Source organism: Hoeflea sp. (assembly GCF_039975035.1).
GTDB lineage: Bacteria > Pseudomonadota > Alphaproteobacteria > Rhizobiales > Rhizobiaceae > Hoeflea.
This window is the reverse complement of the sequence record NZ_JBDWHW010000241.1, coordinates 1-21,254: the sequence shown is the minus strand read 5'-3', so window position 1 is coordinate 21,254 and position 21,254 is coordinate 1. Positions and strand designations below refer to the sequence as shown.

21 protein-coding genes are annotated in these 21,254 nt (G+C 59.2%); 17 read left to right on the top strand and 4 right to left on the bottom strand.

Annotation, left to right across the window (positions count from 1 at the left end; all coding sequences use genetic code 11):
* Window positions 1-2: 2 nt before the first annotated feature.
* Window positions 3-1,424, bottom strand: coding sequence for a lipopolysaccharide biosynthesis protein (locus tag ABJN75_RS21395; RefSeq protein WP_348441643.1), 1,422 nt, complete (start codon window positions 1,422-1,424; stop codon window positions 3-5).
* A gap of 412 nt (window positions 1,425-1,836) precedes the next feature.
* Window positions 1,837-4,554: a preprotein translocase subunit SecA gene (gene secA, locus ABJN75_RS21390; protein ID WP_348441642.1), complete on the bottom strand. Its 2,718-nt coding sequence runs from the start codon at window positions 4,552-4,554 to the stop codon at window positions 1,837-1,839.
* Window positions 4,555-4,808: 254 nt separating this feature from the next.
* Here secA and ABJN75_RS21385 point away from each other — a divergent pair, with 254 nt between their 5' ends.
* The 6 genes from ABJN75_RS21385 to ABJN75_RS21360 all read left to right on the top strand — a co-directional run bounded on the left by ABJN75_RS21385 (window position 4,809) and on the right by ABJN75_RS21360 (window position 8,882).
* The gene (locus ABJN75_RS21385) at window positions 4,809-5,660 is read left to right on the top strand and encodes a peptidylprolyl isomerase (RefSeq protein ID WP_348441641.1); all 852 of its coding nucleotides are present in this window, start codon (window positions 4,809-4,811) and stop codon (window positions 5,658-5,660) included.
* Between the two features lie 39 nt (window positions 5,661-5,699).
* Window positions 5,700-6,941: a bifunctional glutamate N-acetyltransferase/amino-acid acetyltransferase ArgJ gene (gene argJ, locus ABJN75_RS21380; RefSeq protein ID WP_348441640.1), complete on the top strand. Its 1,242-nt coding sequence runs from the start codon at window positions 5,700-5,702 to the stop codon at window positions 6,939-6,941.
* Between the two features lie 34 nt (window positions 6,942-6,975).
* Window positions 6,976-7,734 (top strand): GNAT family N-acetyltransferase, encoded by a 759-nt coding sequence (locus ABJN75_RS21375; protein ID WP_348441639.1) that lies wholly within the window; start codon window positions 6,976-6,978, stop codon window positions 7,732-7,734.
* 4 nt (window positions 7,735-7,738) lie between these two features.
* Window positions 7,739-8,146, top strand: coding sequence for an 8-oxo-dGTP diphosphatase MutT (gene mutT, locus ABJN75_RS21370; protein WP_348441637.1), 408 nt, complete (start codon window positions 7,739-7,741; stop codon window positions 8,144-8,146).
* Window positions 8,147-8,339: 193 nt separating this feature from the next.
* Window positions 8,340-8,663, top strand: coding sequence for a hypothetical protein (locus ABJN75_RS21365; protein ID WP_348441636.1), 324 nt, complete (start codon window positions 8,340-8,342; stop codon window positions 8,661-8,663).
* 45 nt (window positions 8,664-8,708) lie between these two features.
* Window positions 8,709-8,882, top strand: a complete 174-nt coding sequence (locus tag ABJN75_RS21360) for a Flp family type IVb pilin (protein ID WP_348441635.1) — start codon at window positions 8,709-8,711, stop codon at window positions 8,880-8,882.
* Between the two features lie 50 nt (window positions 8,883-8,932).
* Here ABJN75_RS21360 and ABJN75_RS21355 read toward each other — a convergent pair whose 3' ends face one another.
* Window positions 8,933-9,817: a methyltransferase domain-containing protein gene (locus ABJN75_RS21355; RefSeq protein ID WP_348441634.1), complete on the bottom strand. Its 885-nt coding sequence runs from the start codon at window positions 9,815-9,817 to the stop codon at window positions 8,933-8,935.
* A 170-nt stretch (window positions 9,818-9,987) separates the two neighbouring features.
* On the opposite strand from ABJN75_RS21355, the gene ABJN75_RS21350 reads away from it, so the two are divergent.
* Genes ABJN75_RS21350 through ABJN75_RS21330 form a run of 5 tightly spaced genes read left to right on the top strand, consistent with a single transcriptional unit; the run spans window position 9,988 to window position 12,876 of the window.
* On the top strand, window positions 9,988-10,707 hold the full coding sequence (locus ABJN75_RS21350; RefSeq protein ID WP_348441633.1) for a ComF family protein: 720 nt from the start codon (window positions 9,988-9,990) through the stop codon (window positions 10,705-10,707).
* Window positions 10,708-10,743: 36 nt separating this feature from the next.
* Window positions 10,744-11,004, top strand: coding sequence for a glutaredoxin 3 (gene grxC / locus ABJN75_RS21345; protein WP_348441632.1), 261 nt, complete (start codon window positions 10,744-10,746; stop codon window positions 11,002-11,004).
* Between the two features lie 3 nt (window positions 11,005-11,007).
* Window positions 11,008-11,868, top strand: coding sequence for a carbon-nitrogen hydrolase family protein (locus ABJN75_RS21340; protein WP_348441631.1), 861 nt, complete (start codon window positions 11,008-11,010; stop codon window positions 11,866-11,868).
* Window positions 11,865-12,290, top strand: coding sequence for a DUF1178 family protein (locus ABJN75_RS21335; protein WP_348441630.1), 426 nt, complete (start codon window positions 11,865-11,867; stop codon window positions 12,288-12,290). The genes ABJN75_RS21340 and ABJN75_RS21335 overlap by 4 nt, the downstream gene beginning before the upstream one ends.
* Before the next feature lies 1 nt (window position 12,291).
* On the top strand, window positions 12,292-12,876 hold the full coding sequence (locus ABJN75_RS21330; protein WP_348441629.1) for a DUF3291 domain-containing protein: 585 nt from the start codon (window positions 12,292-12,294) through the stop codon (window positions 12,874-12,876).
* 2 nt (window positions 12,877-12,878) lie between these two features.
* Here the strand turns inward: ABJN75_RS21330 and ubiG are convergent, their stop codons facing one another.
* Window positions 12,879-13,631 carry a bifunctional 2-polyprenyl-6-hydroxyphenol methylase/3-demethylubiquinol 3-O-methyltransferase UbiG gene (gene ubiG, locus ABJN75_RS21325; protein WP_348441628.1) on the bottom strand — a complete coding sequence of 251 codons (753 nt, stop codon included), beginning with the start codon at window positions 13,629-13,631 and terminating at the stop codon, window positions 12,879-12,881.
* 191 nt (window positions 13,632-13,822) lie between these two features.
* Here ubiG and ABJN75_RS21320 point away from each other — a divergent pair, with 191 nt between their 5' ends.
* The 6 genes from ABJN75_RS21320 to ABJN75_RS21295 all read left to right on the top strand — a co-directional run.
* On the top strand, window positions 13,823-15,097 hold the full coding sequence (locus ABJN75_RS21320; RefSeq protein WP_348441627.1) for an aspartate kinase: 1,275 nt from the start codon (window positions 13,823-13,825) through the stop codon (window positions 15,095-15,097).
* A 93-nt stretch (window positions 15,098-15,190) separates the two neighbouring features.
* Window positions 15,191-17,452 (top strand): phosphoenolpyruvate--protein phosphotransferase, encoded by a 2,262-nt coding sequence (ptsP, locus tag ABJN75_RS21315; RefSeq protein WP_348441626.1) that lies wholly within the window; start codon window positions 15,191-15,193, stop codon window positions 17,450-17,452.
* Window positions 17,453-17,461: 9 nt separating this feature from the next.
* Entirely contained in the window at window positions 17,462-18,547 is a 1,086-nt protein-coding gene (prfA, locus tag ABJN75_RS21310) for a peptide chain release factor 1 (protein WP_348441625.1), read from the top strand.
* Window positions 18,534-19,412, top strand: coding sequence for a peptide chain release factor N(5)-glutamine methyltransferase (prmC, locus tag ABJN75_RS21305; RefSeq protein WP_348441624.1), 879 nt, complete (start codon window positions 18,534-18,536; stop codon window positions 19,410-19,412). The genes prfA and prmC overlap by 14 nt, the downstream gene beginning before the upstream one ends.
* Before the next feature lie 319 nt (window positions 19,413-19,731).
* Window positions 19,732-20,517: a DUF4167 domain-containing protein gene (locus ABJN75_RS21300; protein ID WP_348441623.1), complete on the top strand. Its 786-nt coding sequence runs from the start codon at window positions 19,732-19,734 to the stop codon at window positions 20,515-20,517.
* Between the two features lie 189 nt (window positions 20,518-20,706).
* The coding region (locus ABJN75_RS21295; protein ID WP_348441621.1) for a Clp protease N-terminal domain-containing protein at window positions 20,707-21,254 on the top strand (548 nt) is incomplete at its 3' end.

Sequence of the window (21,254 nt, the reverse complement as noted above, 5' to 3'; positions counted from 1 at the left end):
TCTTATACGACCTCCGCTGTGGAATGTCGGTGGCTTGCAGGCGCGCGGGACGCAATGAACATGACGATTCCAAGTCTCCGCCGCACGATGATGTGAAGCAAACTCGCCTCCACCACCATGGCGGAGGCTGTAGCGGTCGCCGCGCCGAGCAATCCCCAGGCCGGGATCAGCGTGACATTGAGGGCAAGATTGGCAGCCAGAGCCACCGCGTAGATCGCCGCGCAGATCCTGTGTTCACCCGCCATGGTCAACAAGACTTCGCCAGGACCAATCATGGCTTTGGCGAGAATGCCGGCAAAAAGCACAACCATGATCATGTGACCATCCTGAAATGCCGGTCCAAACAGGGAAAGCAGGAACGGTCCCGCGGCGATCACCAGACCGCCAACCAGCAGCGAGGGCCAGAAGGTCCACTGCACGGTCTGGCGGGCGAATGCCGCCAGAGCGGCGTGGTCGGCGCCTGATACAAGGCCTGAAAACCTCTGTGCCGCGGCGGCCTTGACGGCGAAATAGACAAAGTGGACCATCGCCATGGTCTTGGCTGCGGCGAAATAAACGGCCACCTTTTCCGGTGGAAGGTACAGCCCGACAATGATGACATCGGCATTGGTGAGCATGAAGTAGAAGCCCTCGATCAGGAAGATCGGGAAGGCGACCAACAGCCACGTCCTGAAATGGATCTCCACCCGGCGGGCCGGAAACCGGCTCCGGAGTTTGCCGGTCACCACAAGAAACTGGACGATTGTCGTCAGATAGGCCGCTGCAAGCGCTGCGAGAATGGCGGTATTGGCGTCTGCCATTCGTCCCAGCCCAATGGCGCAGGCGACGAAGGCAAGAATGAGCAGCGGGCGTACAATGTAGGTGGGGCTGAGCGCGTGAACGGGCCAGCCATTGGCGCGGGCGGTGCCGTCGAGCACATCCCCCAAGGCAATCATCGGCAGCACGAAGGCGCCTACGAACAGCGGCTGGACGTAGTGGGATTCGATCTTGTCGCCAAGCAGATACAGCGCGGCGATGCCGGTGGCGGCTATCAGCGTGGCCGACACCATCGCAAATATCCGCGCTGTCGCGGTGAGCCCCATGATGGCTTCGTCAGCTCCCGCCGTTCGATATTGTGGAAGGAACCGGATAACGGCAGTGTGAAACCCGAGGCAGGAAAGATTGCCCAGGATAATAACGATCACCCAGACAAAGACGAAAACGCCGTATTCGAATTCGCCCATCAGGCGGGCCAGGATTATCTGGGAAACAAAGGCGATCGCTGCGCTGACAATGCGGATGGCAAAGGCAATCATGGCCATGCGGCTTGCCGCACTGGTTTCGTCCGTCGCGGTCAGGAGCGTGGTCAGACGATCACATACCGGCATCAGCCGCGCTGCGTAGCGCGGCGGCAGTATTTTGCCGGCGGTGTTGATCAACGTCATGGTCAGGTGTCTATCCTGTTGTTGCGCAAGCACCTTGTCATGGCGATGTTAAGAAACGGTTTGAGTGGCAACGTCAGGAATTGTGTATTTCGGGACTGGGATGATCCTGCCGGCACAACACCGCAACGGTCTGGTTTATCCGGCGCGGGCGCGAGATTCCCCGGCTGGAAAATGCGCCAGAAATGCATGGGATGATGTCTTGGAATTCGCAGGTGCGGAATCGAAAATGGCCGAACCCGCGCCTGCGGATCCGGCCATTTTCAATCAGAAACCCGGTCTGAAGGATGAACGGGCCTAGTGGTCTGACCGAAACAGATGATACCCATCTGTTTCGAAAAGTCAGCCCACAAGCTATTGATCTGGTGGGGCGATTTGTCCTGACAGATGGGAACCATCTGTCAGGATCGCACCACTAGTAGGCACCGTGACAATGCTTGTATTTCTTGCCCGAACCGCACGGGCAAGCCTCATTGCGGCCGACCTTGCCCCAGGTGGATTCGTCTTGCGGGTCACGGTCTTCGGGCGCCACGACTGCTGCGGCCAGTTGCGTTCCCGATGAATCGAACTCATCTTGTCCGGTTGTGGCGTCGACGTGGTGGCCTTCCATGCCTTCCGGCAATTCAGGTTCCGGAGTGGCGGCGGCTTCGCGCACGATCTCGACCCGCATCAATTGTGCCATGACGGCCTGTCTCAAATTGGCGAGCAGGGCCTGAAACAGTTCAAAGGCCTCGGATTTGTATTCCTGAAGCGGATCACGCTGTGCATAGCCGCGGAATCCGACCACCGAGCGAAGGTGGTCGAGATTGACCAGATGCTCGCGCCAGAGATGGTCGAGCGTCTGGAGAACAACGGACTTCTCCACATAGGTCATGATTTCGGGACCGAACCGCTCAGCCCGCTCCCTGGCGAGATTGTCACTGGCTTCGATGATGCGGCTGCGGATGTCGTCTTCGGCAATGCCTTCTTCCGCTGCCCATTGTTCAATCGGCAAATCGAGATTGAGATAGGCCTGGACGCCTTTCTTGAGCTCCGCGACATTCCATTGTTCGGCGTAGGCCCTTTCAGGAATGTGCAGGGTGACCAGCCCGTCAATGACTTCCTGCCGCATGTCCTCGATGGTCTCGGAAATCGATTCCGAATCCATCAGTTCCTTGCGCTGTTCGAATACAACCTTGCGCTGGTCGTTCATGACGTCGTCGAATTTGAGCAGGTTCTTGCGGATGTCGAAGTTGCGGGCTTCGACCTTTTTCTGCGCGCGCTCCAGCGCCTTGTTGATCCAGGGATGGATGATCGGCTCACCGTCCTTCAGACCAAGCGTCTTGAGCATGCTGTCCATGCGCTCGGAGCCGAAAATGCGCATCAGATCATCCTGCAGCGACAGGAAGAACTTGGAACGCCCGGGGTCGCCCTGACGACCCGCCCGGCCACGCAACTGGTTGTCGATGCGTCGGCTTTCATGACGCTCTGTGGCAAGGATATAAAGGCCTCCGGCTGCGATTGCTTCATCCTTGAGTGCCTTGATCTCGGCACGAATGACTTTTTCTTTTTCATCGCGCTCGGGACCTTCGGGCATGTCCCCGAGTTCCTGGGCAACGCGCATGTCGGCGTTGCCGCCAAGCTGGATGTCGGTGCCGCGGCCGGCCATGTTGGTAGCGATAGTGACCGCACCGGGGACACCGGCCTGGGAGACGATATAGGCTTCCTGCTCATGGTAGCGGGCGTTGAGCACCTTGAAGTCTTCGATGCCTGCCTTGCGCAGCAAATCGGCGAGGATTTCCGACTTTTCGATGGATGTGGTCCCCACCAGAACCGGTTGCTTTTTCTCACGCGACAGTTTGATGTCGTCGATGATGGCCTGATATTTTTCCTCGACGGTGCGGTACACCTCATCATCTTCATCAATACGGGCGATCGGCACGTTGGTCGGCACCTCCACCACTTCAAGTCCGTAGATGTCGCCGAATTCCTCGGCTTCTGTCGAGGCCGTGCCGGTCATGCCGCCAAGCTTGGAATACATCCGGAAATAGTTCTGGAACGTGATCGATGCCAGCGTCTGGTTTTCCGGCTGGATCTTGACGCCTTCCTTGGCTTCCAGCGCCTGATGCTGACCTTCCGAATAACGCCGGCCCGGCATCATGCGGCCGGTGAATTCGTCGATGATGACGATCTCGTCGTTGCGGACGATATAATCCTTGTCGCGGGTGAAAAGCCGGTGGGCCTTGAGCGCATTGTTGATGTGGTGGACCACGGCGACGTTTTCAACATCGTAAAGTGATTCACCCTTGAGCATATCGGCTTCAGCCAGCATGGCTTCCAGCTTTTCGGTGCCGGATTCGGTGAATGTGGCGGACCGCTGCTTCTCGTCGAGTTCGTAATCGTCAGGTTCAAGCTGCCCGATCAGCACGTCGATTCTGTTGTAGAGATCCGAGCGGTCATCAAGTGGTCCGGAAATGATCAGCGGCGTGCGGGCTTCATCGACCAGGATCGAGTCCACCTCGTCGACAATTGCGTAGTTGTGGCCACGCTGAACCATCTGGGCGCGATCATATTTCATGTTGTCGCGAAGATAGTCGAAACCGAGCTCATTGTTGGTGGCATAGGTGATGTCGCAGGCATAGGCTTCCCGGCGTTCATCATCCTCCATACCGTGCACGACGATGCCTGTCGTCAGGCCCAGGAAGCCATAAATCCGGGCCATCCATTCGGCGTCGCGCCGGGCCAGATAGTCATTGACGGTGACAACGTGCACGCCTTTTCCGGCCAATGCGTTGAGATAAACCGCCAGGGTAGCGACCAGCGTCTTGCCTTCGCCGGTCTTCATTTCGGCGATGGCGTTTTCGTTGAGGATCATGCCGCCGATCAGCTGCACGTCAAACGGCCGCAATCCGATGGCGCGGCGCGCAGCTTCGCGCACGGTCGCAAACGCCGGCACCAACAGATCGTCGAGCTCGGTGCCCGCGGCAATCTGATCGCGGAACTGTTTCGTCCGGTCCGCCAGTTCAGTATCGCTGAGCGCTACGAGTTCCGGTTCCAGAGCATTGATCGCGTCAATTTTAGGTTGATAAGCCCGGATCCGGCGGTCATTTGATGAACCAAACAATTTACGGGCGATTGCGCCGAACTTGACCATTACAATGGTCCTTTCCTAGGGCTGCACTTGGAGCAAGGCTAAAAACCGGCGCTGGCCTGCGACCGGCAAATCGATTGAAAAACGCCGTCCCGATAACCTTCTTCAGGCGAAAGCCGTCTGGACGGACGGTTGGCTGACAGATAAGAGGGGGCTCGAACGATGTCAACGGCGGCGAAAGGTCGTCTTAAGGTGGCCCAGATTCACATGCACCTGGTTGGCCGCCCGGAACAAGCCTCACAAGGAAAGGTCTCCCCATGCGCTTATCGCAGCTCGCAACCACGCTTCTCTTCAGTGCAATCGCTTTTCTGCCAGTCCAGGGTCATGCGGCTGATGAAGCCGACCCGGTGGTGGCCACCGTCTCAGGTGTAGAGATTCTTGCGTCGGAGCTGACGCTGGCGGAGGGTGATCTTGACCCGCAGTTTGCCCGGCTGCCCGATGATCAGCGTCGCGTCGCGGCTCTCGCCGCCGTGATCGATATCAAAACGCTGGCCCGGAAGGCCGAAGCCGAGAAGCTCGACCAGAGCGAGGACTTCAAGAAACTGATGGTGTTCCAGCGCGATCGTGCCCTGCACAACGCCATTTTCAAATCGACCGTTGTCGATCCGGTGACAGATGCCGATATCAAGGCGCGATATGAGAAGGAAGTGGCTGCCACCCCCACGGAAGAAGAAGTCAACGCTCGCCATATCCTTGTCAAAACCGAGGAAGAAGCCAAGGCAATCATCGCCGAGCTTGATACGGGCAAGGATTTCTCCGAGTTGGCCAAAGAGAAGTCCACCGGCCCAAGCGCCGCGCAAGGCGGCGATCTGGGATTTTTCACCAAGGGTCGTATGGTTCCCGAGTTCGAGGCCGTTGCTTTTGCGCTCAAGCCTGGTGAATACGCCAAGGAGCCGGTCAAGACCCAGTTCGGCTGGCACGTCATCAAGCTGGAAGACCGTCGCCAGGCCGCACCACCTGCGTTCGAGGAGGTTGCCGACCAGGTGCGCCAGGTGGTCATGCGCGAGCGCTATGGAGATCTCATCAAGGAAGCCCGCGGGGAAGTCGAAATCGAAGTTCTCGACCCGGACCTGAAGACTGCCTACGAGGCCATCAACCAGCAGCAGTAAAGGCCGTTCCGGCCGGACGTTTGTAGAGAGGGTCGCCTGATGTCCACCGATATATCCCCGCTGGCTCCGAAATCTTATGCCGAGCTTCCGCCGATTGCGGGCGTTCGCATTCAAACGGCAGCGGCCGGGATCAAGTACAAGGACCGGACGGATGTCATGCTGATGGTGTTTGACAAGCCCGCGGCGGTGGCCGGGGTGTTCACCACCTCAAAATGTCCGTCCGCTCCGGTGGATTTTTGCCGGGGCAATCTCGGTGGAGGTCAGGCGCGGGCGCTGGTGGTCAATTCCGGCAACGCCAATGCCTTTACCGGCCAGAAGGGCCGCGACGCGACCGACCTGACCGCGAAGGCGGCAGCGGCGGCGGTCGGATGTTCGGAAAGCGAGATATTCCTGGCTTCGACCGGTGTCATTGGCGAACCGCTGGATGCAAGCAAATTCGCAATGGTTCTGGACCAGATGGCGGTTACGGCAAGCCCGGATCGCTGGATTGATGCGGCGCGGGCTATCATGACCACCGACACCTATCCAAAAGTCGCCACCAGGACTGCGCGGATCGACGGTGTGACGGTTACACTCAATGGCATGGCCAAGGGTGCGGGAATGATCGCACCTGACATGGCGACCATGCTGTCCTTCATCGTCACCGACGCCGATATCGAGCCTTCCGCCTTGCAGGCGATGCTGAGCCGTCACGTCGGCGCGACATTCAATGCGGTCACGGTCGACAGCGATACATCGACCTCCGATACGCTGATGGTGTTTGCGACCGGTGCTGCCGCCGAACGCGGGGCCGGCCTCATTAGCCTGGCCAGCGACCCTCGTGCCCGGGATTTTGCCAAGGCCTTGTCCAGCTTGATGGAGGATCTGGCAATCCAGATTGTGCGCGATGGCGAGGGTGCCCGCAAGCAGGTCGAAATCACTGTCACCGGCGCGGCTTCGGCAAGAGCGGCGGGTCGGATCGCCCGGTCAATCGCCAATTCGCCGCTGGTCAAGACCGCGATTGCCGGCGAAGACGCCAATTGGGGCCGCGTTGTCATGGCGGTTGGCAAGGCCGGCGAAAAGGCGGAACGTGACAAGCTTGCGATCTGGTTCGGTGATGTGCGGGTGGCCGTGGATGGCGAACGCGATCCCGGCTACAGCGAAGCGGCCGCGTCGGACGTTATGAAGCAGGATGAAATTGCCATCAGGGTCGATCTCGGGATTGGCCGCGGCAGGGCTCGGGTCTTCACATGCGACCTGACGAAAGCTTATGTTGAGATCAATGGTGACTACCGCAGTTGAGCGGGAGAATTCATCGTCGAAAACGGGGCGTGCCGTGCCAAACCTAGCCATAGTCAGAAGGCTTGAAGCCGTTGGATTTCGCGCCTGGCCCGCCGCGTCGATCCAGTATGACGGCAGTTGGCAGATCAGGCTGACCGCGGGTCATCCGTCAAAACGGCTCAATTCCGTCAACCCGCTTGATCCTTCAGACCATGACGATATCGAAGTCCGGGTTGAGCGCGCTGCCCGGCGGTTTGATTCCTATGACCGGCCGCTGGTGTTCCGGCAGACCCCACTGGCGCCGCCACCGCTGGAATCATACCTTGATGCGCTCGGCTGGCGCCGTTTTGAAGAAACGATAGTCATGACCGGTAAAATTGACGATCTCGATATTGATGGCGGGATGGATCATCTGCCGCTCAAGGATGTCGGTCGCTATGTCGATGCCGCCATTTCGGTGCATGATCGTGATCAATCGCTCAAGCCGGGCCTGACCGAGGTTCTGAGCGCGATCCGTCCGCCCAGTGGATTGTTTGTTCTGGAGGAAGAGGCGACAGGCCCGCTTTCGACCGCGCTATGCGTTCATGACAATGATCTGGCCGGATTGTTCGAACTTGCCACGCGGATTGACAAGCGGCGCGCAGGGCATGGTCGCGACGTCGTCAGGGCTGCACTTCGTTGGGCGCGGTACCGAGGCGCTGAAACCGCCTGGCTGCAGGTCGAGAGTGCAAATATCGCGGCAGTCGCGCTCTACAAAGGGCTGGGATTTGATGAAGTCTACCGCTATGCCTATCGCCAGCAGCCGGGTTACTGATCCAATGAGTATCAAGAAAATCATGCTGGTTGCCGCCTGCGCGCTGGTCGATGCCGATGGGCGGGTGCTGTTGACGCAGAGGCCGGAGGGAAAAAAGCTCGCCGGACTCTGGGAGTTCCCCGGCGGCAAGGTCGAGGCAGGGGAAACACCCGAAGCGGCGCTGATTCGCGAACTCATCGAGGAAATCGGGGTGACGACCAGGGAAGCCTGTCTCGCCCCGCTGACTTTCGCCAGTCATAGCTATGACGATTTTCATCTGTTGATGCCGCTTTTCATCTGCCGCCGGTTCGAGGGAACCGCCCAAGGGCTTGAGGGCCAGGCGCTGAAATGGGTCCGCCCTCGTGAAATGCGAAATTACCCGATGCCGCCTGCCGACGAACCGCTCGTTCCCTATCTCATCGATCTTGTGTGAGTTTTTCGGCTGTGCTGATCCGTGATGCTTTTACATGCATCATTTCAAAGCCTTATGGTGTTATTTGTGCACCCGATTGGATGTGCGGCTCACTAAATTTCGATCGTCGATATTAACGTTAATAAAACTTCAATTCCCTTCACGCACTATCAGGGTGAGCGACTGATCCGGATGGATTGTCAGTGGAGACGTTATGCCCGACGGTGATTTTTGGATGACTGTAATGGACCGAGACGGCGTGGAAAACCCGCCCAAGCGATTTGGCGCACTTCGCGTAGCACTGCTTTTTGGGACCGCTGCAGTGGCTGTCGCTACCATTCTGACGCCGATCCTTGCTGAACGTTCACCGGCGTCCCGGGTGGCCTGGACGCCCGACCAGTATGACAACATCACCACCGGATCGATCCCGCAAAGATCGAAAAACGCGACCTACACGGTCCGCAAGTCGATTTTGCAGGATAGTCCCGGCGCACTTTGCATCATCGGAAATGATGGCACAAAGACCGGAGATTGTTGACCTGGCCCTGTTAGTTCACCACACAACCAGAATCGGAATTTGAGTATGAGATCAATGATTTGCCGGTTTCTGGCTGACAAGTTAGGCGCAACAGCAATCGAGTATGCGCTCATTGCCTCGCTGATATCGGTCGCCTTGATTGGAGGAGCCACGACACTTGGCAATGCCATCAATGGTTCGTTGGATGGGGCGGCGCAACACCTCAAGAACACCCAGTAAGCTCGCGTGCCGTGTTCAAATGGATCCATTTGAACGATAAGGCAAAAGCATCAGCGCGGCAGTTTTTGTTCCGGCGTGCGCAGGGCATCGGCAAGCCGCGCCTTGGCGGACCCCGGTTTGAGTGGCTTTTGCTGGCTTTCATGCGGCGCCCAGCCGGACAGGTGAATAATCGGAAAACTGGCGCGGATACGACCGTCGGGGTCCGAAAATCGTTCGGCATAGATCTGCGCGGCCCGTATGAAAAGAGACCTGTTCACCGGCATGCGGCTTCGGTCGGCAAGCAGTGAGGTCATGCCCATTGCGCGCAGATCCTTGAGTAGGCCGAACATATCGGCATATCTGACCACAATGTCATCAATATCGGTCACAGGCAGCGCGAAGCCCGCGCGTTGCAGCAAGGCTCCATAATCGCGAATATCGGCGAAGGGATGAACCCTGGCATTGGCGCCGCCGGTCAATTCGCTTTCCGCTGCGAGCAGGCTTTCACGCAGTTCGCCCAAGGTTCCGGCGCCGGGTGTGGCTGCGAGCAGTAATCCGTCGGGCTTCAACGCACGGCGCAATTGCACCAGAACTCCGGGCGTGTCGTTGGTGATATGCAGCGCCAGCGGCGAGACGATCAGATCCGCACTTCCCGCAGCCAGAGGAACATGATCAGGATCGGCGAGATCCACGGCGTCGACATCAAGGCCCGGCAAGGCATATTGGTCGACAAATTTGAATTGGCCTGTTTTTCCTGTCGCGGACATCAGTTCGGCTGCAACGGCGAGGCCGCCATGCACCTGGACAGGGTGCTCGAACTGGCGTTCGACCACCGAAAGGCGATCGGCCATATCTTCGGCGACCCTGCGGACCAAGAAGTCCGCACCCGGTTTGAACCCGGCAAGTGCGCGCAGTCTGCGTTGCCGCATGAGAGTGTGGTCAAAGAGGTGGTCCATGATCCAATCCGCTGGATTAACTCCGGCTCGCTTGTTGGATGGAATGGCGGTAATGTCAACCAATGAACCCTGTGGAAGCAAGTCATGCCAGCAACGGACGGTCGGTCGCCGAACATCGGCTGAACCGGCGTGGGTTGAGAGGCTCGCTTGGGCGATGCGCGGCACAATTGATGCAGGTGGTTTACCCGCCGGTGTGTGCCGGATGTGGGAAAATGACCGCAAAGGCCGCGGCGTTGTGCCCTGATTGCTGGGGGACGGTGCGCTTCATAGAGCGCCCCTATTGCGAGATTACCGGCCTGCCGTTCGATCATGACAGGGGCGAGGGTCTTGAGTCACCTGACGCGATCGCCAATCCGCCCCCTTATCAAAGAGCCCGCGCGGCAGTGCTTCATGACGGGGTAGCACGCAATATCGTCCATGGGCTGAAATATTCCGATCGGGCTGATCTGGCGGTGATGATGTCGGCATGGATGGTTCGGGCAGGCAGGGACGTGATCGACGACAGCGATGTGATCGTCGCCGTGCCGTTGCATCGCGGCAGGTTGTTTGCGCGGCGTTACAATCAGTCAGCGGAGCTGGCGCGGGCGCTTGCACGGTTGTCGGGCAAACCGTTCATGGCCGGCGCGATGCGCCGCGTTCGCAAGACAAGACAACAGGTGGGATTGGGGTTGAGAGCCAGGCAGGACAATGTCCGGGGCGCATTCTCGATAGAGCCCGCACAGGCGCAGCGGTTGCTCGGGCTGAAAGTCCTGCTGGTCGATGACGTGTTCACCACCGGCTCAACAGTTGAGGCGGCGACACGTGCGCTGCTGCGCGGCGGTGCCAGCCAGGTCAATGTGTTGACCTTTGCCAGGGTTGCAAGCCAGGGAGAGGAAACCATATATGCCTGAAGAGCCCGATTGGCGGCACAACAGCTGGAGAACCGAATGGCCGACGTAACCCTTTATACCCGACAGTTTTGCGGATTTTGCACGGCGGCCAAGCGGTTGCTGGATGGAAAGGGTGTGGGCTACACTGAGCACGATGCGACATTTTCGCCGGATTTGAAACAGGAAATGATCGCCAAGGCGAACGGTCGCGCGACGTTTCCGCAAATCTTCATTGACGGCGTTCATGTCGGAGGTTGTGACGAGTTGCACGCGCTCGAGCGTGCCGGCAAGCTCGATACGATGCTGGCAGGAGCCTGAACCATGAACGAACTTGTTGTCGCCGCAGTCCAGATGCGTTCGGGTGTTACGCCGGAGGCGAACATCGCGGTGATGCAGGAACTGGTTCGCGAAGCTGCTTCGGGTGGCGCGCGATATGTTCAAACGCCGGAGATGACCGGCGCCATCCAGAAAGACCGGGCAGGGTTGCAGCGGATTCTTAAACCAGAGTCCGATGATCCGGTGCTGCGCGCCGCCTCGGCGCTGGCAGACGAACTTGGCATCTGTCTGCATATCGGTTCCACGGCAATTGACGTGGGTGGAGGAATGGCCGCAAACCGGGCGGTGGTGTTCGGATCCGATGGCAGTGTACTGGGCCGGTATGACAAGATCCATATGTTCGACGTTGATCTCGACCATGGCGAGAGCTGGCGTGAAAGTGCGGTTTACCGGCCGGGAGAGGTTGCCCGGACTGTTGATCTGGATGGCACAACACTGGGATTGGGCATTTGTTACGATATCCGGTTCCCGCATCTGTTTCGCGATCTGGCGCTTGCCGGCGCAGAGATTCTGACCGCGCCGGCGGCTTTCACCCGACAGACCGGCGAGGCGCATTGGCATGTGCTGCAGCGCGCCCGGGCAATTGAAAACGGCGCATTCATGATTTCGGCGGCGCAGGGCGGCGTGCACGAGGACGGGCGGGAGACTTATGGTCATTCGCTGATCGTCGATCCGTGGGGCCGGGTGATTGCCGAAGCCAAGGGCAGCGAACCCGGTGTCATTGTCGCCACTCTGGCGCTTGAAGAGGTCAAGATTGCGCGGGCCAGGATTCCAAATCTGAAGAACGCCCGGAGTTACCGGATTGAAAGTGAATTGCAATCAGCCAAGGGAGCGCAAGTGGCGTGATCCGGTTTTCTTTGCATTGCGACAAGGATCATGAGTTCGAGGGATGGTTTGCATCGAGCGCGGATTTCGACGGGCAAAGCGAACGCGGCCTGGTCGAGTGCCCGCGTTGCGGATCACGCGAGGTCGGCAAGGCGCTGATGGCACCGGCGGTCGCCGTCTCGCGGGATACTCCGGCGCGACCATTGGCAATGGATCCGGAAAAGCGCGACATGATGCGCAAGCTTCGGGATATGGTGAAAGCGGTCAAGCAGAATTCGGAGGATGTCGGTGACCGGTTCGCCGACGAGGCGCGCAAGATTCACCATGGCGAAGCCGAGGCCCGCGGCATCATTGGCCAGGCCTCGAAGGAAGACGCCAGGTCACTGGTCGAGGAAGGCATCGAAATAGCGCCCCTGCCGGAATTTCCCGAAGATCTGAGTTGAAATGAGCACGTCCGGCTTTCATCTGGCGATGTATAATTTTGGCCTGCATGTCGCCAGTTACGATGCTCCCGAAGTGCAGGGTTTTGTGCGCCGCGAACCGGTGAATTTTGCAGCAGCGGAGAAAGCTGCGGGCTTCGTCGGACGATCCGGTTATGTCGGTGAGCCGGGGCCGGGAAGCTGGGGCGTTCAGGTGTTCCCGCGTTTTATCATGGGCAGCGGGCATGACTCCGGGCCATCATCATTGTCACTGTGGGAAGATATCGAAAGCCTGTCGGCGTTTTCCTATGCCGGAGTGCATGCCGAGGCGCTCAAAAATGCGCGCAACTGGAACACCAGGAACGACTGGCCGCCGCTGGTGTTGTGGTGGATTGAAGCGGGCAGACGACCGGACTGGGAGCAAGGCGCCAGAAAGCTCGAGCGGCTGCACGATCATGGTCCGGGGCCGCTGGCTTTCACGTTCAAACACCCATATTCCATGGAAGGACAACCAACACAGGTTGATCGCGCACGGGTGAAGGCTCTGGTGGAGGCAAATGCCCCGGGACAACAGGATATGTTGGAGCAAGTCCGGTCGATGCCGGTCTGAAATCAGACGGCTTTCGATCTCTCGGCCAGCATCATGTAGTTGACATCCATATCCCGCGACAGGTTCCACTGATCCTGCAGCGGATTGTAGAATACGCCGGTCCGGTCAATGATGCGCAATCCCGATGCCGCAAGCGGCTTTTCGATTTCTTCCGGCCGCACCAGCCTTTCGTATTGATGGGTGCCGCGCGGCAGCCAGCGCAGTACATATTCCGCTCCGACGATCGCGAGTGCCATCGCCTTCATGGTCCTGTTGATGGTGGCGATGAACATCAGGCCGCCGGGCTTGACCATTTCGGCGCAAGACGTAAGGAACAAATCGACATCGGAGACGTGTTCGACGACTTCCATGTTGAGGATCACGTCAAACTTCTCGCCGCGCTCGGCCAGTTGCTCCGACGTCACCGCCTCGTAACTGACATTGACGCCGCCTTGCCTGGCGTGAATTGTGGCCACTTCGATATTGGTCTGCGATGCATCGGCACCCAGCATTTCCGCGCCCATGCGCGCCATAGGCTCGCAGAGCAGCCCGCCGCCACAGCCGATGTCGAGAATCCTAAGTCCCGCCAAGGGCTTGTCACCCCTGGGATCACGGCCAAAATTCGCTGCAACATGATCGCGAATGTAAGTCAGGCGCACCGGATTGAATTTGTGCAGCGGACGGAACTTGCCTTGCGGATCCCACCATTCCGCCGCCATAGCCGAGAAGCGCTCGACTTCGACCTGATCAATCGTTGTCCTTGCGGTCGGGTCCATCGGTCTCTCCAGCGTTAAATCCTGTGCCTTCAACTCGGGCGTCGGGCCGGACTTGTCAAGGGTCGGCAAAGTCGCACGATCCATCCGGTTGCAGGCTGCGGGAAATTTGGTTATGAGACCGCCACTCTCCGCTCCCGAACAAGGAGCGGTTTTTCTTGCCCGGAAACGGGCCAGCCAGCGGATAATTCAATATGGCCCGCATCGTGATGAAGTTTGGCGGCACATCGGTTGCCGACCTTGACCGGATCCATAATGTTGCCCGGCATGTCAAACGTGAAGTTGACGCCGGGCACCAGGTGGCTGTCGTGGTCTCTGCCATGGCCGGCAAGACCAACGAGTTGGTCGGCTGGGTGCAGGCAATGCCAAAGGTCACCGGCGCCAGTGCATCTGTCTATGATGCCCGCGAATATGATGCGATTGTTGCTTCCGGCGAACAAGTGTCCAGCGGCTTGCTTGCCATTGCGCTGCAATCCATGGGCGTGGACGCCCGTTCATGGCAAGGCTGGCAGATTCCGGTGAAGACCGACAATGCCCATGGCGCCGCGCGAATTCTCGATATCGACGGGAGCGAACTCATCCGGCGTTTCGAAATGGGGCAGGTTGCGGTCGTGGCCGGATTCCAGGGGATCGGCCCGGACAACCGGATCGCCACACTCGGCCGGGGCGGATCGGATACCAGCGCTGTGGCAATCGCTGCGGCCGTCAAGGCGGACCGCTGTGACATCTATACCGATGTCGACGGTGTCTATACCACCGATCCACGTGTTGTGCCCAAGGCACGACGGATGAAAAAGATCGCGTTCGAGGAAATGCTGGAAATGGCTTCCCTGGGCGCCAAGGTGCTGCAGGTCCGTTCAGTGGAACTGGCCATGGTGCACAAGGTGAGGACCTTTGTACGGTCGAGTTTTGACGATCCGAATGCGCCCGAGATGAGCGATCTGATCAATCCGCCCGGAACTCTTATTTGCGACGAGGAAGAAATCGTGGAACAGGAAGTCGTTACCGGAATTGCCTACGCCAAGGATGAAGCGCAGATTTCGCTCAGGCGGCTTGCCGACCGGCCGGGCGTTTCTGCGGCGATATTCGGGCCACTTGCCGACTCCCATATAAATGTCGACATGATTGTCCAGAACATCTCCGAGGACGGATCCCGCACCGACATGACGTTTACCGTCCCGTCGAGTGATGCCGACAAGGCGCTTTCGGTGCTGGAAGGCGAGAAGCCGGCGATCGGTTATGACGTTGTCCAGAGCGAATCAGGTCTGGCCAAGGTTTCCGTGATCGGTATCGGCATGCGCAGTCATGCCGGCGTCGCGGCCACCGCTTTCAAGGCGCTTGCTGAAAAGTCGATCAACATCAAGGCGATAACAACCTCCGAGATCAAGATTTCCATCCTGATCGACGGAGCCTATGCCGAACTTGCGGTTCGGACTTTGCATTCCGTCTACGGTCTGGATAAGACTTAGTCCAACGAGACAAAATCGAACGGCCAAAGCCGAACATTGAACCGGCCGGGAGCAGTCCCGGACCGGCCACACGAATTGGGAGAATGAAGCGCGATGAGAGACCTTTCAGCGGGTCCGCGCGTCCTTCTCAGGCGGCTTCGCGAATTGATGGCGGAGCCCCTTGAGCCGCAGGAGCGCCTTGACCGTATTGTCCGCCAGATCGCGGCCAATATGGTCGCCGAAGTTTGCTCGTTTTACGTGCTGCGCGCCGATGGCGCTCTGGAGCTGTTTGCGACTGAAGGTCTCAACAAGGATGCAGTACACCTGACGCAGCTGAAAATGGGTCAGGGCCTCGTCGGTACCATCGCATCAAGCGCCCGTTCGCTCAATCTGTCCGATGCGCGGTCGCATCCCGCTTTCACCTATCTGCCGGAAACCGGGGAAGAAATCTACAATTCCTTCCTGGGTGTTCCCATACTCAGGGCCGGGCGGTCACTGGGCGTGCTGGTCGTTCAGAACAAGGCGCACCGGAAATACCGCGAGGAAGAAGTCGAGGCGCTGGAAACCACGGCAATGGTTCTTGCCGAAATGATCGCCACGGGTGAACTCAAGCAGATTATCCGGCCGGGACTGGAACTTGATCTGAGCCGACCGGTAACGATTGAGGGTGATGCATACGGGGACGGATTCGGCCTCGGGCATGTCATCCTGCACGAACCGCGTATCGTGGTCACCGAACTTCTCAATGACGATATCGACGCCGAGCTCAAACGTCTTGAAGAAGCCCTGGGATCGCTCAGGGTATCGATTGACGACATGTTGTCGCGCCGGGAGGTTTCGATGGAGGGTGAGCACCGGGCGGTGCTTGAGGCCTACCGGATGTTTGCCCATGACCGTGGCTGGGTGCGGAAGCTTGAGGAAGCCATCCGCAACGGGCTGACCTGCGAGGCAGCGGTGGAAAAGGTGCAGAGCGATACCCGCGCCCGCATGATCCACATGACCGATCCCTATCTGCGCGAGCGGCTGCATGATTTTGACGATCTGGCAAACCGGCTGCTCAGGCAACTGACCGGCTTTGTTCCGGGCGGTTCCGGTCTGCCGCAGGATGCGATCATCGTGGCCCGCGCCATGGGAGCGGCGGAATTGCTCGACTATCCGCGTGAGGCAATCCGCGGGCTGGTGCTGGAAGATGGCGCCGTCACCAGCCATGTGGTGATTGTTGCGCGGGCAATGGGAATCCCGGTTGTCGGCCAGGTGATCGGCATAGCCTCACTGGCGGAGAACCGCGATCCGATCATCGTGGACGGTGAGGACGGCATTGTCCATCTGCGTCCGATCTCAGACGTTGAGAGCGCCTATGCAGAGAAGGTGCGGTTCCGGGCCACGCGGCAGGAACAGTTCCGGGCCCTGCGTACGGTTGAACCGCGCACCCGCGACGGCCAGGATATCACGCTGCAGATGAATGCAGGCCTGTTGGTGGATTTGCCGCAATTGAGCGAGTCCGGCGCCAGCGGCATCGGGTTGTTCCGAACGGAACTGCAGTTCATGATCGCCTCGACCATGCCCAAGGTCGATGAGCAGGAAAGTCTCTACCGCAGCGTGCTCAAGCAGGCTGAGGGCAGCCCGGTTACTTTCCGGACTCTGGATATCGGCGGTGACAAGGTTGTGCCCTATTTCCGCTCGGCGGAAGAGGAGAATCCGGCAATCGGCTGGCGCGCCATCCGGCTTTCGCTGGATCGCCCGGGTTTGTTGCGCACCCAGTTGAGGGCCTTGCTGAAGGCCGCCGCAGGCACTGAGCTCAAGTTGATGTTGCCGATGGTCACCGAGGTCAACGAAATCCGGCTGGCGCGTGAACTGCTCAACAAGGAAGTGCGGCATCTGTCGCGCTTCGGTCATCAGTTGCCGCGCAGCCTGCAGTTTGGCGCGATGCTGGAGGTGCCCAGCCTGTTGTGGCAGCTTGATGAATTGATGGAAGAAGTGGACTTCGTTTCCGTCGGTTCAAACGACCTGTTTCAGTTCGTGATGGCTGTTGACCGGGGCAATTCCCGCGTTGCCGACCGTTTCGATACCTTGGGCCGGCCGTTCCTGCGGGTCTTGCGTCAGATCGTTGTGGCGGCCAACAAGGCCGGTACGTCCCTGACGCTGTGCGGAGAAATCGCCGGAAAGCCGCTGTCCGCGATGGCGTTGCTGGGTTTGGGGTTCCGCAATATTTCGATGTCGCCGGCAGCCATAGGCCCGGTCAAATCGATGCTGTTGTCGCTCGATCTGGCCAGGCTTGAGGAAGGCTTGTTGCCCGCAGTCGCCGACACGCGGAGCGAAAAGACAGTGCGCGAGTTTCTGATGGACTTTGCAGACGCCAACGGCGTGAGCCTTTAGGATCAGACAATGGCACAATTGCCGACCCAGAAAATTCGTGAACTCGAACGTCGGTTTGACGAGGTCGAGGCCCGCATGTCCGCAGGCCCGGATGCGGAAACCTATGTAAAACTGGCCTCTGAATATTCGGGGCTGCAGCCGTTGGTTGGCGAGATCCGCGAGCTTCAGAAGGCGCAGGCCGAGCGCACCGATCTGGAGGTCATGCTTGCAGACCGGTCAACCGATCGCGAAATGCGCGAGTTGGCTGAAGCGGATCTCAAGATAGTCAGGAACAGGATCGAAGAGCTTGAACAGGCAATCGAGATCATGCTGTTGCCCAAGGATGCCGCTGACGAGCGCAGCGCTATCGTCGAGATCAGAGCCGGTACAGGTGGTTCGGAGGCGGCGCTGTTTGCTGGCGATCTGTTCCGGATGTACGAGCGCTATGCTTCGTCGCGGGGGTGGAAGGTGGAAGTCCTGTCGGCGAGCGAGGGCGAAGCCGGCGGTTACAAGGAAATTATTGCCACGGTGAGCGGCAAAGGCGTGTTCGCGCGGCTCAAGTTCGAGTCCGGGGTGCACCGCGTGCAACGGGTTCCGGAAACCGAATCGGGGGGTCGCATTCACACTTCGGCGGCAACCGTTGCGGTGTTGCCGGAAGCCGAGGACATCGACATTGAAATCAAGCCCGACGATATCCGGATCGACACCATGCGGGCCTCGGGCGCGGGCGGACAGCATGTCAACACGACGGACTCGGCTGTGCGGATTACCCATTTGCCGACCGGGCTTGTGGTGACATCTTCGGAGAAATCGCAACATCAGAACCGCGCCAAGGCCATGCAGGTTCTACGTTCGCGCCTTTTCGACATGGAGCGGCAGAAGGCAGACAGCGAACGGTCGGCGGACCGCAAGAGCCAGGTTGGCTCCGGCGACCGCTCGGAGCGGATCCGCACCTATAACTTTCCGCAGGGACGTGTGACCGACCACCGGATCAACCTGACGCTCTACAAGCTGGACAAGATGATGATCGGCGAGATCGACGAAATCGTAGACGCCCTGATCTCCGATTATCAGGCGGGCCAGCTGGCGACGCTTGGCGGCCATGACAAGGCCTGATTTCGCAAGCGCGCGGACGATTGGCGATGCCTGGCTGGGCGTTCGAACCATGTTCCGGTCGGCCGGTCTGGAAACAGCCGATCTGGATGCCCGGTTGCTGGCGGCAGGTGCGTTTGGACTTGATCCGCATCATCTGGTGACGGATGGGGATGTCGCGCTGACCGGCACCCAACGCGCGCGGTTGGCGCAGGCGGCCTGGGACCGTCTGAACGGCATGCCGGTCCACCGTATCCTTGGCGCAAGGGAGTTTTACGGGCTGTCGCTCGGGCTTTCCCCGGCAACGCTTGAGCCGCGGCCGGATACCGAAACCCTGGTTGACGCAGTTCTTCCGTTCGTGCGCTCGACGGTGGCAGCGAACGGATCATGCAGCATTGTGGATCTGGGTATAGGAACAGGGGCCATCGGTTTGGCCCTGCTGGCCGAATGTCCCGAAGCCGGGTGTCTTGGCGTTGACGTGTCGGCGGATGCCGTCGACACGGCGCTTGAAAACGCAAAGTCGCTTGGTTTGTCGACACGTTATGCCGCGGTAACCGGCGATTGGTTTGCAGGTATTGAGACGAGGTTTGATCTCATCGTCTCCAATCCGCCTTATATCCCAACCGCAGATCTGGCATCGCTGGCGCGGGAGGTGGTCGATCATGACCCGGTGCTGGCGCTCGACGGAGGATCCGACGGTCTGTCCGCCTATCGGACGATTGCCGCCCAGGCGCCGGACAGACTCAAGCCAGGAGGCTTGGTGGCGCTTGAAATCGGGACCGGCCAGAGGGTCTCGGTTGCGGCGCTTTTTGTCTCGTTTGGCTTTGAATTGTCGGGCGTTATCGCGGACCTTGGTGGCGTTGACAGGGTGCTTTTGTTCAAGAACTGAGGCGGCCGGGCAACGACTTGCAGTGACTTTTCGCAGGACAGGCAAGAAAAGGCTTGGAATCGCAGGCAAACATGGCTAGTTTCCCGGGCAGCGCCGGATAGCAAGTCTTGAAACAGATTCGATCCGACGTGGCTCGGTTCCAAGAACCCGCCAGTTTGGCGGCTGGTTCACAGGACAGCCTCTGGCGCGGGTATCTGCATTTGAACCCATAACGGTGACGGGATCGGTGGACGATCCTCTGTCGCGGCGCAACCTGCGAGCCGGTTTTCGGCCAACGCGCCCAACAGTTTTTTCAGGAACATAACCAGGTGACTATCGAATGAGGCCAGGACAGCAAAACAAGCGCGGTCGCGGACGCGGCGGAAACAATCCAAATAACGGTGGCGGCAATCGCAAAGGCCAGAACCCGTTATCGCGTACCTACGACAGCTCCGGTCCCGATGTAAAAATCCGCGGAACTGCCCAACATGTGGCGGAAAAATACATGAACCTCGCACGTGATGCGCAGAGTTCGGGTGACCGGGTCATGGCTGAGAACTATCTGCAGCACGCCGAACACTACAACCGGATCATTCTGACGGCGCAGGCCCAGATGCAGGAACGGTTCCAGCGCGATGATAACGCATCGCAAAACCGCGATTCGCAGGATCAGGACGATGATGATCGCGATGCAGATGATGACAACAACAACAACAACAACAACAACTCGCAGGATCAACGCGGCGACCGTAACGACCAGCAGGCCCGTTCGGAACGGCAGCCGCAACAAGATCGCGGTGAACGCAATGATCGTCAGGATCGCGGCGAACGCCAGGATCGTGCCGACCGGAATGATCGCCCGGAACGCAGTGAACGGCGTGAACGCCAACCACGGTCGGATCAGCAGCCCAAGCCGGCTTTTGACGCTGATGCGCCGCAACCGGTGATCGAGGGCGTGCCGGCGGAAGTGGCTATCGGTCAGGATGTCCCGGAAGCCGATGCCGCGCCACGGCCAGCGCCGCGGCGTCGCGGGCGACCGAAGCGGGTGCGCACTGAGGACAGTGCCGATGGAGCGGCCAAGGCCGACGACACTCCGGCTGCAGTCGAGCCGGCGGGAGCCGACTGATTCCCCCGAGTTTCTTTGATGTTCCTAACCCCGGTTGTTCGCAACCGGGGTTTTTTATTGATTGGGAGGTCTTTTCACGCGTTTGTGAATACCCATATCAGTTTTATCATTCGGGCTTGCCGGTTGCGGGAGCCTGTCCGGACCTACTGTCCCGTGCCAAAAAGGGCGGGGCGTGAAAAGGAGCAGACCATGAATATTGAAAAATACTCGGAACGCGTTCGCGGGTTCATCCAGTCGGCGCAATCTTACGCATTGGCCCAAGGTCATCAGCAGTTCATGCCGGAGCACTTGCTCAAGGTGCTGATGGATGACGACCAGGGCATGGCGTCGTCGCTGATTGAACGCGCCGGTGGTCGCCCCGCCGATGTCCGGCTTGCCAACGAGGCGGCTTTGGCGAAATTGCCGAAAGTCAGCGGTGGAAACGGCCAGCTCTACCTTTCGCCGCCCGTCGCAAAGGTGTTCCAGTCTGCCGAAGACGCCTCCAAGAAGGCCGGCGACAGTTTTGTCACGGTTGAGCGGTTGCTTCTGGCCTTGGTGGTTGAAACCTCGGCGGAAACCTCGAAGATCCTGAAGAATGCCGGTCTGACGGCACAGGCTCTTAACCAAACAATCAATGATATCCGCAAAGGTCGGACCGCTGACAGCGCCGGAGCCGAGCAGGGTTTCGATGCCCTGAAGAAATACGCACGCGATCTCACCGAGGTCGCGCGCGAAGGCAAGCTCGATCCGGTGATCGG